Genomic DNA, 13667 nt, shown 5'->3' with positions numbered 1-13667 from the left:
ACTGTCATCCCGAGCGAGCGCAGCGAGTCTAGGGACCTGCGGTTTCTCCTGTCCGTGCGGACACGGAGCGCGACCAGCGCGCAGCAGGCCGAAGGCGTAAGGCCTGGACAGCCAATCCCCGAAGGCGGGTCGCCCTGCGCGCAGCAGTCCACCCTTGCGTCACAATAGAGTGCATGGCTATCGATCCCGCAGTTCCGGCGGATGTACCGTCCGGCGAAGCCGATCGCAATATCCGCATCCTTCGCTATGAAGATGGCCGCTTCACCGCGCAGACCGACGCGGTCGCTCTCGAGGAGCCGCTCGAAATCCGTCTCGAATACGGTTCTGCCGATCAGCGCCGGAGCAAGTCCATCGCCATCACCATGCGCACGCCGGGCGACGACTTCGCGCTCGCCGCCGGCTTCCTCATGACCGAGGGCATCCTCGCCGATTCTCTTGATATCGAGGAAATTCTCTATCTCGCGCAGTCGCGTGCCGCCTTGCAAAGCGCGTCCGCCCCGGCGGACGGTGATTTCGACGAAGCCTCGGCGCGCAATGTCGTGCTCGTGCGCCTCACCGCCGAAGCGCAGCCGCGCCTGCCCTCGGTCGAGCGCAACTTCTACGTCACCTCGAGCTGCGGTGTCTGCGGCAAGGCCTCGCTGCTTGCGTTGCGTTCGGTCTGCCCCGCGCCTGTCCGCAGCAGCGTTCGCGTGCCTGTCTCCATGCTCCTCACCCTGCCGGAGAAGATGCGCGCCGCGCAGACCGGCTTCGCGCACAGCGGCGGCATCCACGCCTCGGGGCTCTTCGATGCCGAAGGGCAGCTGCTCCTCTGTCGTGAAGATGTCGGCCGTCACAATGCGCTCGACAAGCTCATCGGCCGCATGTTCCTCGACGACCTCACGCCGCTGCGCGACAAGGTTCTGCTGCTCTCCGGCCGCGCCAGCTATGAGCTGCTGCAGAAGAGCGTCATGGCCGGCATCCCTATCGTCGTCGCCATCGGCGCGCCGTCATCGCTCGCCGTGCGCGTCGCCCGCATGTTCGACATCACCCTGCTCGCCTTCCTGCGCCACGATCGCTGCAACATCTACCATGGAGCAGAAAGGCTCATCGCCTGATCGAGAGCAGGCGAAAGGACTCGTATGAAACTCCGCATCAAGGGCAACAGCATCCGCCTCCGCATCGCCGTCTCCGAGGCGGCAAAGCTCCGCGCCGGTGAGCCGGTCCGCGAGATCGTCCGCTTCGCGCCGCAGCCCGAGGCCTTCCTCGCCTATGCGCTCATTCCCGACGCGTCGGCGCCGGAGATGGCCGTGCGCTACACCGCGGGACAGGTCACCGTGCATGTGCCGCAGCCGGTCATCGAGCGCTGGACCGGCGGCCGGGAGGTCGGCATCTACGCCACGCTCGACATCGCGCCCCAGGGCACGCTCGACGTGATCCTCGAAAAGGACTTCGCCTGCCTCGACCTCAGCGACGCCGAGAACGTCGATACCTTTCCCAACCCCAACGCCGGAGCCGCCTGCTGAGCCGGGAAACAGGGTGCAGGGAATAGGTGCAGATGTAGAACCCCGGGTGCCCCCACATCTCGTTTTGTTCGAGATGTGGGACCTGCGCGGTGAAAACGAAAATGGGTGCCCCATCCAAGCTCCGCTTGGGTGGGAAGGTACGCGGCTTCGCGCCGAGCGAATCGCCTTCGGCCTCCGCTTCCTCTGGTCGCGATTGAGATTTTGTTCTCTTGAAAGAGGGAAGAACTCCGGGTGCCCCACGTCTCGCCGTTGAGACGTGGGATTTTTATCTGAGCCCTGAGCCCTGATTGCACGCGCCTTCGCAGTCATCTATTCTGGAAGGTCATCAAGAGTTGAGCCGGTGCGCTCAACGCCAACCTGCTCCCGGGCAAGGTGGCGTCCTCGCTGAGGGATGTGGCCGTTCCGGCAACCATCGGGTTCCTCACCGCACCATGCTTGCGCTCCTGATGGAATGACGCTTGAGAGGTGTATTCCCCGGCATGGCCGACCACGTTCAGCAATTCGCCAGCGACAACTACGCAGGAATCTGTCCCGAGGCCTGGCAGGCCATGCAGGAGGCCAATCACGGTCACGAGCCCGCCTACGGCGGCGATATCTGGACCGCCCGCGCCGCCGATGCCTTCCGGGCCCTTTTCGAAACCGAGTGTGAGGTCTTCTTCGCCTTCAACGGTACCGCCGCCAACTCGCTGGCGCTGGCCTCGCTCTGCCAGAGCTATCACTCGGTGATCTGCTCCGACGCCGCCCACGTCGAGACCGACGAATGCGGCGCGCCCGAGTTCTTCTCCAACGGCTCGAAGCTGCTGGCCGTGCCCTCGTCCGACGGCAAGCTGACGCCCGAGGATATCCGCTCGCTGGCCACGCGCCGCAACGACATCCACTTCCCCAAGCCGCGCGTCGTCACCATCACCCAGCCTACCGAGACTGGTCAGGTCTACACCGTCGAAGAGGTCAAAGCCATCTCCGAGGTCTGCCGCGAGCTGAACCTGCGCCTGCACATGGACGGCGCCCGCTTCGCCAACGCCTGCGCCAGCCTGGGCTGCAGCCCTGCCGACATCACCTGGAAGGCCGGCGTCGATGTGCTCTGCTTCGGCGGCACCAAGAACGGCATGGCCGTCGGCGAGGCCATCATCTTCTTCGATCCCAAACTCGCCGAAGACTTCGACTACCGCTGCAAGCAGGCCGGCCAGCTGGCCTCGAAGATGCGCTATCTCTCCGCGCCCTGGGTGCGCCTGCTCTCCGACGGCACCTGGCTGCGCAACGGCGCGCACGCCAACGCCTGCGCCCGCCGCCTCGCCGAGCAGATCACCGGCGTCCCCGGCCTCGAGCTCTACTTCAAGGTCGAAGCCAATGCCGTCTTCATCAAGCTCTCCGCGGCCGCCGAGAAGGCGCTCCGCGAGCGCGGCTGGCGCTTCTACACCTTCATCGGCGGCTCGGCCCGCTTCATGTTCTCGTGGGACTCCTCGCTCGAGCGCGTCGACGAGCTCGCCGCCGATCTCCGCGCCGTCGCCGCCGAATCCGCCGCGCTCACAGCTGTAGCGCGCTAAGCAGCCCGGCTAAGCGGAGACAAGCACTCTTCTGATTTGTCATCCCGACCGGAGCGAGCCAGAGGCGAGCGAAGTGGAGGGACCTGCGGTTTGTTTGCACAGGCACGAACCCGACGGTGGCCCACTCAAGCTTCGCCGGGGCGGGATGGCTCGGTGCTCGCTCGGGATGACCAATCGCGTCACGGCTTAGGTGGACACATCTAGGCCGTATCCCCCTATATCCAGACAGAAAATGAGCGACATATGTATCGCAATGTCATTCCGACCGGAGAGAGCCGTAAGGCGAGCGAAGTGGATGAACCTGCAGTTTTCTCCGGCCCAGGTGAACTGCAGGTTTCTCCGCTGCGCAGGACGATAAAGCTGTCCTGCTCCGGTCGAAATGACAATCCTTTCTTATGGCTCTATGTCGATACGACCTAGCGCGGACGCCCCATGCAGTACGCGATGATCCCCACCGGCACTGCCAGCAGCAGCCACGACAGGGCATCCCACACCCCGTCGCCGAGCAGGGCCGAAAGCAGTCCCACGGCAGTGATGGCGGCCAGTACCGCCGGTATGCGATACACCTCTGTCAGCTTCGCAGCCGGTTTCATGCGACGTGTACCTCCTGCAGTTCTTTGCGGGTTTCCCGCTCCACCAGCCGGTTCAGATCGCGCTCCAGAGGAGTCTTCCGCTTCGAGAGCCACAGGTACACGCCGCTCACCAGCACTACGATCAGCACCGCATCGAAAAGCCCCCACAGGATCTTGAGCGGCAGCCCGCCGTAGTCGCCGAAGTGCAGCGGCCGCGAGAGCTCGAGCCCGCGCAGATACCAGGGCAGGCCGCCGGTGTGGATCAGCGCGCCTGTCTCCACGTCCACCAGCGTCGGCGTCTCCATGCGCGAGGTCAGCGGCGTCTTGCCCTTTGCCCACACCACAAAGTGCCGCGGACTGCCGAAGACCTTGTTCGGAAACAGCACCGCTGCGACTTCCATCTGCGGCAATGAAGCCGCAACCGCGTCGACCGAGGCCTGCACCGGGCGGAAGTGCGACGGCACCGGCCTGCCGTGATACGGCTTCAGAATCTGCGGCAGTGTCTGCGCGCGCCACAGGCCGAACAGCGGCGCCGAGAGTGCGTTCATCACGCCCGTCGCTCCCACCACGAAGGCCCACGTCAGCGTCACGATGCCCAGCAGGTTATGCAGATCGAACCACCGCGTCCGCCGCGCTCCCTCCCGCCGATAGGTGCCGAAGTCCAGCCGCCGCATGAACGGCCCATAGACCAGCGCACCCGACACCAGCGAGATCACGAAGGTCAGCGACATCAGCCCCATCGTCAGCTCGCCCGGCAGCCCCAGAAAGATTTCGCTGTGCAGTTGCAGCAGAAAGCTCGTCAGGTCGAAGCGATCCTGCGGCACCTCGAGCAGACTGCCGGTGTGCGCATCGAAGATCATCGATTTGACCTCGCCGTCCTTCGGCTGGTCCACCGGACTCATGTTCACGAAGACGCGCGGCTCATCGTCGTCCCACGCAATCGAGAACGGATGCAGAGCAGGAAAGCGCGCCTCGGCCGCGGCCAGCATCGGGTCCACGCTCGCCCGCGGTGTTCCCTCGGGCACCGATGCCGCTCTGGCATGCGGCTCCAGCAGCGTATCCAGCTCATCGTGGAAGACCAGCGGCAGCCCCGTCACGCAGGCCACCAGCAGCAGCGCCGTGCAGATCAGGCTCGTCCACTTATGCACCCGGTACCAGAGCCGTACCGTCTTCGCCTGCAGGTGGGCCATCGCTTCTTCGCCTCGTCTCCCGCATCCGCGCCCGCAGCCGGGGCGCAATATGCGACCAATTAAGTCCGATTAGAATAGCGAAGCTGTTCCTGCCATGCGCCGCGTATCGAGACACCCACTACGCCCATCCGGCCAGCGAAGGATGTTGGACGCCGGACTCGAGATGTGGAGACCCTGTTCTTACTTTTGGATCGGTGTGAGACCCACCCATGACCGACTGCCTGTCATGGGTGGGGCACCCGGCCACTATGCCGGATCGCGGCCAGCGGGAGCGCCACGCGAAGCGAAAGGCCTGGACGGCCAGTCCCGGCCTAGTCTGTCTTGCTGTGCGTGCCGTAGAGCGACTGGCTCTGTGCGAACTCCGCCCGTGCCTTTTCTTTTTCGCCTGCGCTCCAGTAGGCCCGGCCCAGTTCGAAGTGGATCTGCGGATTCTTCGGGTCCAGCGTCTGCGCCATTTCCAGCTCTTTCGTCCCCTCGGCCCGTTTCCCCGCGCCGATCCATGCCTCTCCCAGCTTTTCGTGCGGGGCGGCCATCTGCGGCGCGATGGTGATTGCCTTTTGCAGAAACGGCATCGCCTCGCCATAGCGCTGCTGGTCGATGAGAAAGCTGCCCAGATTCAGGTATGGCCATGGATCCGAAGCCGCTCGGTCCGGGGCTGAGCTATCCGCGGGACTGGATGCGGCCGCATCCCCAGCCAGCTTGACTGCTGTGCGCATCGCCGCTTCGGCCTCGGGCAGCCGATGCAGGGCATACCAGGTCAACCCGAGGTTCTCTTCTGCCTTGCGGTGCGCTGGTTCCAGCTTGAGCACGGCAAGGAAGGCGGCCGCTGCTTCTTCGAAATGGTTCTGCGTATAGAGGCATCGTCCCAGGCTGTAGAGCACCGCGACATTGTGCGGCTCGATCCCCAGCGCGATCTTCAACCAGTGCACCGCATCGTCATAATCGCCCAGCTGCACATAGTCGAGCGCCACCGAGCGCAGCTGTTCGGCGGTTGGCTTCTGCCGCTGCGCCGCCTGGGTATAGACGGTGAGCGACTCGCGCGGCTTCTGTTCTTCGCGCAGTACCTGCGCCAGCCGATAGAGCAGCTCCGGCGAGTCCGGCGCTTTGCCCAGTTCGACGCGCAGCCCGGCCTCGGCGGCAGGCAGCTGGGCCGAGGGCGCTGCCTCATCCGGCGAAAGAGCCGGATGGGGCAGCGAGGCCATGGTGGCATTCTGCCGCGCGGCCGCGGCACCGGGAAAGGCGGTGAGCGGAATCAAAAGCAGATACCGGCAGGCCCGCTTCCATGCCATCATCCATTTCCTGTCCCGTTGCATCGATCGGAGGCCATTCCTGGCTCGCGGCACTATGGCCGGGAGCCAGGCGTGCACTGGTAGCAGCCGCGGCATCATCCTCGCAGGCAGGAAGGAGGCAAGTCCAGCCGGAAAGGGATTTCCGGGAAAAATCAAAGCCAGAATGAAAGCGCTGCCATTTGCCTTAAAGAAAACGATTTACCGAGTCCGGGAAATTTGCCCGCGACAGGGCAAGCGAAAGCATGGGAAAGCCGGACAAAAAGCAGCGGAAATCGGGCGTGGAGCACGCTGAAACACCTGCTATTTCTATTGTCTACGATTTTGTATTTTTTGCTGCGGAAGACGAAATAAAAACAGCTATTGACAGCGATCGTTCCCCTCCCTTACCTTGCTTTTCGCTCCCTTGAAGACGATTTTCCCGTGATAGATGGGAAAACGATTACCGATGTCCCCGCCTGAGTGGCAGCCCCCAAGACTACCCAAGGCATGCAACACCTTTTTTTGAGGAGGAAGCTTCGCATGAAGCTCTTTACGCAACGATTCTGCTCTCTGCTGGTCCTGCTGGTGGCCGCCTGTGCTCTGGCCTCTACCGCATGGGCCCAGTCCACGCAGGGTGACCTTTCCGGTCTCATCAAGGACTCCTCTGGCGCCGTGATCCCCGGCGCCAAGGTTGTCGCCACCGGCGCCGATACCGGCGTCTCCAGCAGCACTGTCTCCACCAGCGCGGGTACCTATCACATTCCCGCCCTGCCCATCGGACGGTATAACGTCACGGTTTCCTCGCCCGGCTTTGCCACTGCGAAGGACGAGGGCGTGGTCATCACCATCAACGCCTCGGCCACGCTCAATGTCACGCTGAACCCCGGCGGCGCCAATGAGACGGTGACCGTCGACGCCAGCGCGCCGACCATCGAAACCGAGACCTCGGACATCAGCGGCACCATCTCCCAGCAGCAGATCACCGATCTCCCGCTAGCGGTGGCTGCCGGCGTCGGCGGTCTGCGCTCGCCGGAAGCCTTTGCCTTCCTCGTTCCCGGCGTCACCGGCGTGGGTACCGGCACGGATGGCAATACCGCCAACGGCGTCTGGTACATGCGCGTGGCCGGCGGCCAGGCCTACGGCGCGGAGACGCTGCTCGACGGCGCCTCGATCGAACGCAGCGAAAACGGCTCGTCCTTCGACGAGACCTCGCCCTCCATCGAAGCCCTGCAGGAGTTCAAGGTCACCACCTCGATCCCCAAGGCCGAGTTCGGCCGCAGCACCATCGGTATCGAGAGCTTCGCCACCAAGTCCGGCTCCAATAGCCTTCACGGTACGGCCTTCACCATCATCAAGAACGGCGCTCTCGACGCGAACAACTGGTTCAACAACGGCTACAAGCAGACCCTCTGCGGCGGCGTGGATGCCGGTTGCGCCTATGACCGTCCAGCCGACAGCAAGTTCGACTTCGGCGGCACCATCGGCGGCCCGGTCCGCATTCTGAACCCGTTCCATCCCAAGCGCGATCTTTACAACGGCAAGGACAAGACCTTCTTCTTCTTCGCCTGGGAGCAGTACCGCCTCAAGCAGGGCGGCGTTGCCGTCTCGACCGTGCCGACTCAGGCCGAGCGCACCGGCGACTTCTCTGCGCTTCTGGGTGCAGAGACCAGCGGTGTCAATCCCTGTAATGGCGATACCGTGATTCAGAACCAGATCTTCGATCCTGCTACTGCTACAACCGGTACCTATGGGGTTCCAAGTGCGACACCCTGTCGTCAGGCCTTTGCCGGCAACATCATCCCTTCCAGCCGCTTCAGTTCCGTCGCCCAGAAAATGATGTCCACGTTACCTGAGCCGAACCGTCCCTATGAGTCCACTACTCCGCAGGGCGGCACTGGCAACTACGCGGCCAACTACACCAACCCCATCCAGAACACCACCTACAGCATCCGCATTGACGAAGCGGTGAACGAGAAGAACAAGGTCTTCGGCTCCTACAGCTCGCGCGACAACTGGCGCATCAACGGCGCGCCGAATATGCCGCTGCCCTACCAGAACTCCGGCTACCTGCAGGACTTCGAGACCCACTACATCCGCCTGGGCTGGGATCACGCCTTTACGCCGTCGCTGCTCAACAGCCTGGCCATCGGCTACAACCGCACCAACAGCATCAACTATGCGCCCCAGCTCGGCGCGGGCAACACGCTGACGGATGACGGTGCGCCCAACTTTTACTCGACAGCCTTCCCCTTCGTCTACTTCGACGGCTGGGATGGGTACTCCACCTGGGGCATCACCAACAACGGCGACAATATCGACAACGGCCTCCGCTTCAACGACAGTGTGAGCTGGCAGAAGGGCCGCCACAGCTTCAAGTTCGGCTTCGATTACCGCCATCAGCAGTACTCGACCATCCTCAAGAGCATTCCGCAGCTGAACTTCATGCGCTACGAGACGACCTACACGCAGACCGCCTCCACCAGCCCCAGCGAAGTGAGCGGCAACTCCTTCGCCAGCTTCCTGCTCGGTGACGTGGACTGGTCCTATCAGACGGTCTACAACCACGCTTCGCGCTGGAACTCGCACTACCTCGCCGGCTTCGTGCAGGACGACTTCAAGGTCAGCTCGAACCTGACCCTGAACCTCGGCCTGCGCTATGACATCGACACGCCGCGCAAGGAAGCCGACAACTATACCTCCAACTTCAACTTCACCGCTCCCGACTCCGAGGCCGGCGGGCTGCCGGGCGCGCTCGAGTTTGGCCGCAACTGCAACTGCAATACTGCATGGGCCGACACCTGGTACAAGGACATCGCTCCCCGCGTGGGCTTTGCCTATGTGCTGCCCAACACCGACGGCAAGACCGTGATTCGCGGCGGCGGCGGCATCATCTATGCTCCACTGCTCTACGGTGACTTCGGTTCGGCCATGGCCGAGGGCTACACGGTGACCCGCTATGCCACCTCTATCGCCACTGCCGGCAACCCGGCGACGGCGGCCAACTACACGCCGGCCTTCCAGCTCGATTCGGGCTACAGTGGCTATGCGGCTGCCAACTTCACGCCCAACACCAGCCCCACGCAGCTTGATGGCGGTCCCAACGATCCGCTGGCCGTCGCCGGCGAGGTCATCAAGCCGCAGTTCGGCCGCCCAGGCATGACCAGCACCTGGAGCCTCCAACTGCAACAGGAGCTGGCCACCGACCTCATCTTCACCCTCGGTTACATGGGCCAGACCGGTCAGAATCTCCGCTCCGGCTACCTGAGCAACGCCAACAACATCTCGCCGAAGTACTTTGCCCTCGGTGATCACCTCAACAACCAGAGCAATCAAATCACCACCAGCGGTGGGTCCACCACGGTGAACGGCACTACCTACAACTCGCCGTACTCGACCTTCCTCGGCTACCTTGGCCAGGCGCTGCGCCCCTATCCGCAGTACGACTATATTGCCGACGACTGCTGCCTCGAGAACCTGGGCCACTCCTCGTATCAAGCCATGGTTGCCTCGCTCAACCGCCGCTTCCGCAACGGCATCAACCTGCAGCTCTCCTATACATGGTCGAAGAACGAGAACAATGCAGACTCGGCCATCGCCTGGGATTACGACGGCTATCGCTCGCAGTCGCAGAATTCCGGCGACCTGAAGCTGGAGAAGGCGGTCAGTTTGCAGAACACGCCGCAGCAGCTCTCCATCAGCTATCTCTATCAGCTGCCCTTCGGCAAAGGTCGCCAGTTCCTCAATCACAACAAGCTGCTGGACTACGTGATTGGCGGATGGGAAGTCGGCGGCATCCAGCGTTACCAGACCGGCCAGCCGATCGACTTCGGCTGTGCCACCGGCGTCCCGTACTACCAGAACTGCTTCCGCTTCACCCGCGGACCGGCCGCAGCCAGCAACGATTTCGCCAGCGCGGCCTACAAGAAGAACAAGAACAAGCCCAGCTACTTCAACGGGCAGTCCTGGTTCAAACCTGCCTATCGTCCGGCCCAGCAGAACAGCGCGACGGACCCCGGCGTCTCCATGTCCGATGCGGCCTTTGTCGACATGAATCGTGAGGGCTATTCGGCAAATAATTGCAAAGGCTGCGACAACCAGTGGCTGCGTAAGGTCTCTGCGGACTGCGCCACAGGCTGCTCCTATGATCCCTTCGTCTTCGGTAGCGGCATTCCGCGGGTGACCGAGGCCATCACCGGTCCGATGTTCAAGTCGGAAGACTTCAGCCTGCTGAAGAACTTCAACATCACCGAGAAGGTCATCTTCGTCTTCAAGGCTGAGGCCATCGATGCCTTCAACCGTCACCGAATGGCGTTGCCCGATACCGAGCCCGGCGACTCCACCGGTTCCACCGGCTTCGGTATCCCCACTGCCGTCGACTACGGCCCGCGTAACCTGCAGGTCACCGGCCGTATCAACTTCTAAACCAAGCTCGTCTTTGCTAGACGGCCCGTTTCGCCAACCAGCGAAACGGGCCGCTTCTTTTTTTGAAAAGAAGCGGCCCTGCAGAGCAGAAAAATTGTCATCCCGACCGAAGCGTAGCGCAGTGGAGGGACCTGCGATTTGTCCCCCTCTGCAAAGCTCCAGTTCGCGACCAGCGGGAGCGGAGGCCGAAGGCTAAAGGCCCGCACGGCCAGTGCCGCGACCAGCGGGAGCGCCACGCGAAGCGAAGGGCCTGGACGGCCAGTCCCGCTCTGCGCGCAGCAGTTATAGCGTCACTTTGCACGGCGCATCGGGATTGCACGCGGCTTTCTGTCCCACGTAGATTTCGCTCACCCGCTCCCAGTTCACCGCGTTGAAAAAGGCGGCCACATACTCCGGGCGGCGGTTCTGGTACTTCAGGTAATAGGCGTGCTCCCACACGTCGATGCCCACCACCGGCGTCCGTCCCTGGGTCAGGGGGCAATCCTGGTTCGCTGTGGTCTCCACGTGCAGCTTGGCCGACTTGTCCAGCGTCAGCCATGCCCATCCGCTGCCGAAGACACTCGCGGCGGCCTTCGCAAACTGGTCGTGAAAGCCCTGGAAGCCGCCAAGCTGCGCGGTGATGTCCTGCGCCAGCACGCCGGTCGGCGCCGAGCCGCCTTTGGTCGAAAGAATCTGCCAGAAGAACGAGTGATTCCAGTGCCCGCCGCCCTGGTTGCGCACCGCCGTGCGAATCTCCTCCGGCACCGCGTCGAGATTCTTCATCAGCTCGTCCACCGGCTTCGCCGCCACATCGGGATGACCGGCGACTGCGGCATTCAGCTTCTCCACGTAGCTCGCGTGATGCTTGTCGTGGTGCAGGTGCATGGTTTCGGCGTCGATGTACGGCTCGAGTGCGTCATACGCATACGGCAGCGGAGGCAGTTTGTACGGCCCCGCCGCCGCTGGAGTTGCCGCCGTCTGTGCGGATGCCTGCCCTGAAACCTCCGCCTCGGCCACACCCCACCGGGTGCCCAGCTTGTTTCCCGTCACCGTCACCCCGGCCGTCAGGCCGAGCACCTTCAGCAGCATGCGTCGATTCATCGGTCTTCTCCTCACCCTTGTAGAGCGTACCCCGACGAATGCGGTCGGAGCACCCTTCTACCGCTAGCAGTGTATCTGTCCGATTTGTTTCGTGAGGAGCAAGGGTGAGAGAAGCAGTTGCTGGACGGCTTTGGCGATCTGGCCTCGCCTCATGCCGATCCGTAGTGCGGAGCGCGTCTGCCGGGATCGAGAATCCATCTCATATTGCCATCTCGATCCTGTCGTTGCCATGCTATGGTTGCTCACGCATCGACATCTCAATGAGAGGGCGATCCTATGGCCTCGACCTTTTTCCGTCTGCTTACGCTTGCAGTTCTGACCCTTCCTCCCACCTCTTTCGCCATTGCCCAGGTCGTGCTCGCACCCACCACGCCAGAGGTTGGTTCATCCAGCCCGGCCACAGCGGAGCCGCTAGTGCCGCGGCCCACGACCAAGCCCTGCACCGTGCAGTTGTTCACGAACATGGAGTTCGATAACTACGACAACCACAGCTTTACTTATGCGCCTCCGGCCGATTGCCCCGGTCCCTGGGCCAAGGTAGTGTTTACTGCCGACTTCACCGTCACCGCAGGCACGCAGTTCGACCGCACCGGTGCGTTTTACCTCGGCGGTACGAATATCTATTACGGCACGACCTCCGAGCCCTCGAGCGACTATAGCCCCGACTGGCATGTGGAGCGGGACGTGACCGATCTCTCCTCTATCTTCAAGTCCGAACAGGCAGGCACGGCAGTGCTGGGCAACTATGTCGGCGAATACAATGGCACCGACTACGATGGCCTGATTTATGCCAACGCGGCTCTCGAGTTCTACCCGGCCAATCCTGTCAATCCCGCTCCGGCCGTTCCCGATCTGGTGGTTGCGGTAACCGGCTCCGGCGGTACGGCCGGCACGCTGAACACGACCTCGGACACCATCTCGCAGACGCTTAGCCTGCCCGAGAATGTCGAAAGCGTCTATCTCGACGTGATTGCCCAGCCGCAGAGCGATGACGAGTTTTACTACTTCAATGTGCCGGACGCGGATGAGTCCGCGTTGCTCAGCGATGGCGGTACAGCCTTCCGCGAGGTCGAGGTCTGGATCGACGGCAGCCCGGCCGGTGCTGCCCCCGTGTACCCCTTCCTGAACACCGGCGGCATCGATCCCAACCTGTGGATGCCGATTGCCGGCAACCAGACGCATAACTTCAAGCCCTTCCGCGTGAACCTGACGCCCTTTGCCGGCCTGCTCGGCAACGGCAGCACGCATACCGTTGCGGTGAGCGTCTACAACGCCGACTCCTATTTCCTGGCCACGGCCAACCTGCTGGTGTACGAGGATCATGGAAGCAGGAAAGTGACCGGTGGCGTGCTGGAAAATACCCTGACCGAACCCTCCCCCACGGTAACCCAGAACCTCGCTTATAACGCGTCCACCGGCGCGTACACGGGCACGATCGGCGATGAGTCCTCGCGCTCTTATGTCATCCGGGGCTACGTGAATACCTCGCATGGCCGCGTTGAAACCACCTTGCAGCAGAGCATCGGCTTTACCAACACCCAGACCTTCGACGTGGACCCGGCAACCTACCTGCCCGACATTCAGAACGCCGTGCAGAACGCCACGCTGGACTCGGTGGTGACCACGGCCTCGGGTCGCAACGTGTCCACCAGCGAGCAGCACTTCGCTTATCCGATCACCGTCGACTTTGCCTACGGCGAGCCCTCGGGCGGAGGCCTGTATGAGAACGTAAGCGTGGATCAAGTCTACAAATTTACCGCCAAGACCAACGGTTCCCAGGAGGTCAAGACCTACGAGGAAACCAAATCCGTCGACGACCAGCTCGAAGATGCGGACGGTAACTACACCGACAGCTCGAGCTCCTCGCAAACCTATCGCACGAACGCCTATCCGGGCGGCTGCTACGACGTAACGTTGACGGCGGCATCCAACGTGTTGACCGACGTAACGGACAACTGCAAGAACCAGACTCGACACTCCGGCAATGCTTACGGGAATCCATCGGCCCGGCATTTCCGGGTCCACCCCTTCCAGACTCACTTCTAAAGAAAATCCACTGCGCGCCCTTGAAGGGAGCGGAGAAACCTGC

10 protein-coding genes and 1 riboswitch are annotated in these 13667 nt (G+C 62.7%); of the genes, 6 read left to right on the top strand and 4 right to left on the bottom strand.

Going from position 1 to position 13667, the window contains the following annotated elements; translation table 11 throughout:
• Positions 1-173: 173 nt before the first annotated feature.
• The 4 genes from fdhD to ESZ00_RS20165 all read left to right on the top strand — a co-directional run bounded on the left by fdhD (position 174) and on the right by ESZ00_RS20165 (position 3466).
• A complete protein-coding gene (gene fdhD / locus ESZ00_RS17750) occupies positions 174-1094 on the top strand; it encodes a formate dehydrogenase accessory sulfurtransferase FdhD (RefSeq protein ID WP_129209730.1) in 921 nt (306 codons plus the stop codon).
• 24 nt (positions 1095-1118) lie between these two features.
• Positions 1119-1502 (top strand): DUF7009 family protein, encoded by a 384-nt coding sequence (locus ESZ00_RS17745; RefSeq protein WP_129209729.1) that lies wholly within the window; start codon positions 1119-1121, stop codon positions 1500-1502.
• Between the two features lie 317 nt (positions 1503-1819).
• Positions 1820-1925, top strand: a riboswitch (SAM-I-IV-variant riboswitch).
• A 56-nt stretch (positions 1926-1981) separates the two neighbouring features.
• Positions 1982-3046, top strand: a complete 1065-nt coding sequence (locus tag ESZ00_RS17740) for a threonine aldolase family protein (RefSeq protein ID WP_129209728.1) — start codon at positions 1982-1984, stop codon at positions 3044-3046.
• A gap of 243 nt (positions 3047-3289) precedes the next feature.
• Positions 3290-3466, top strand: coding sequence for a hypothetical protein (locus ESZ00_RS20165; protein WP_164981604.1), 177 nt, complete (start codon positions 3290-3292; stop codon positions 3464-3466).
• On the opposite strand, the gene ESZ00_RS20160 is transcribed toward ESZ00_RS20165, so the two are convergent.
• The 3 genes from ESZ00_RS20160 to ESZ00_RS17730 form a co-directional block, all read right to left on the bottom strand.
• The gene (locus ESZ00_RS20160; RefSeq protein WP_164981603.1) at positions 3463-3639 is read right to left on the bottom strand and encodes a hypothetical protein; all 177 of its coding nucleotides are present in this window, start codon (positions 3637-3639) and stop codon (positions 3463-3465) included. The genes ESZ00_RS20165 and ESZ00_RS20160 overlap by 4 nt on opposite strands.
• Positions 3636-4808, bottom strand: a complete 1173-nt coding sequence (locus ESZ00_RS17735; protein WP_129209727.1) for a PepSY-associated TM helix domain-containing protein — start codon at positions 4806-4808, stop codon at positions 3636-3638. The genes ESZ00_RS20160 and ESZ00_RS17735 overlap by 4 nt, the downstream gene beginning before the upstream one ends.
• Positions 4809-5119: 311 nt before the next feature.
• Positions 5120-6100: a tetratricopeptide repeat protein gene (locus ESZ00_RS17730; RefSeq protein ID WP_129209726.1), complete on the bottom strand. Its 981-nt coding sequence runs from the start codon at positions 6098-6100 to the stop codon at positions 5120-5122.
• Positions 6101-6616: 516 nt separating this feature from the next.
• On the opposite strand from ESZ00_RS17730, the gene ESZ00_RS17725 reads away from it, so the two are divergent.
• Positions 6617-10498, top strand: coding sequence for a TonB-dependent receptor (locus tag ESZ00_RS17725; RefSeq protein WP_164981602.1), 3882 nt, complete (start codon positions 6617-6619; stop codon positions 10496-10498).
• A 282-nt stretch (positions 10499-10780) separates the two neighbouring features.
• Here ESZ00_RS17725 and ESZ00_RS17720 read toward each other — a convergent pair whose 3' ends face one another.
• Positions 10781-11578 (bottom strand): superoxide dismutase, encoded by a 798-nt coding sequence (locus ESZ00_RS17720; RefSeq protein ID WP_373283913.1) that lies wholly within the window; start codon positions 11576-11578, stop codon positions 10781-10783.
• Positions 11579-11854: 276 nt separating this feature from the next.
• On the opposite strand from ESZ00_RS17720, the gene ESZ00_RS17715 reads away from it, so the two are divergent.
• On the top strand, positions 11855-13624 hold the full coding sequence (locus ESZ00_RS17715; protein WP_129209724.1) for a peptide-N4-asparagine amidase: 1770 nt from the start codon (positions 11855-11857) through the stop codon (positions 13622-13624).
• The last annotated feature ends 43 nt before the right edge of the window (positions 13625-13667 follow it).

This window comes from Silvibacterium dinghuense (assembly GCF_004123295.1).
Classification (GTDB): Bacteria; Acidobacteriota; Terriglobia; order Terriglobales; family Acidobacteriaceae; genus Silvibacterium; species Silvibacterium dinghuense.
Note: the sequence above shows the minus strand (reverse complement) of the source record. Positions and strands in the feature narration are given on the sequence as shown.

Coding starts and splice junctions, on each gene's coding strand:
- ESZ00_RS20160 (WP_164981603.1), bottom strand. CDS start 3,639: ATGAAACCGGCTGCGAAGCTGACAGAGGTGTATCGCATACCGGCGGTA.
- ESZ00_RS17730 (WP_129209726.1), bottom strand. CDS start 6,100: ATGATGGCATGGAAGCGGGCCTGCCGGTATCTGCTTTTGATTCCGCTC.
- ESZ00_RS17720 (WP_373283913.1), bottom strand. CDS start 11,578: ATGAATCGACGCATGCTGCTGAAGGTGCTCGGCCTGACGGCCGGGGTG.
- ESZ00_RS20165 (WP_164981604.1), top strand. CDS start 3,290: ATGTATCGCAATGTCATTCCGACCGGAGAGAGCCGTAAGGCGAGCGAA.
- fdhD (WP_129209730.1), top strand. CDS start 174: ATGGCTATCGATCCCGCAGTTCCGGCGGATGTACCGTCCGGCGAAGCC.
- ESZ00_RS17740 (WP_129209728.1), top strand. CDS start 1,982: ATGGCCGACCACGTTCAGCAATTCGCCAGCGACAACTACGCAGGAATC.
- ESZ00_RS17745 (WP_129209729.1), top strand. CDS start 1,119: ATGAAACTCCGCATCAAGGGCAACAGCATCCGCCTCCGCATCGCCGTC.
- ESZ00_RS17715 (WP_129209724.1), top strand. CDS start 11,855: ATGGCCTCGACCTTTTTCCGTCTGCTTACGCTTGCAGTTCTGACCCTT.
- ESZ00_RS17725 (WP_164981602.1), top strand. CDS start 6,617: ATGAAGCTCTTTACGCAACGATTCTGCTCTCTGCTGGTCCTGCTGGTG.
- ESZ00_RS17735 (WP_129209727.1), bottom strand. CDS start 4,808: ATGGCCCACCTGCAGGCGAAGACGGTACGGCTCTGGTACCGGGTGCAT.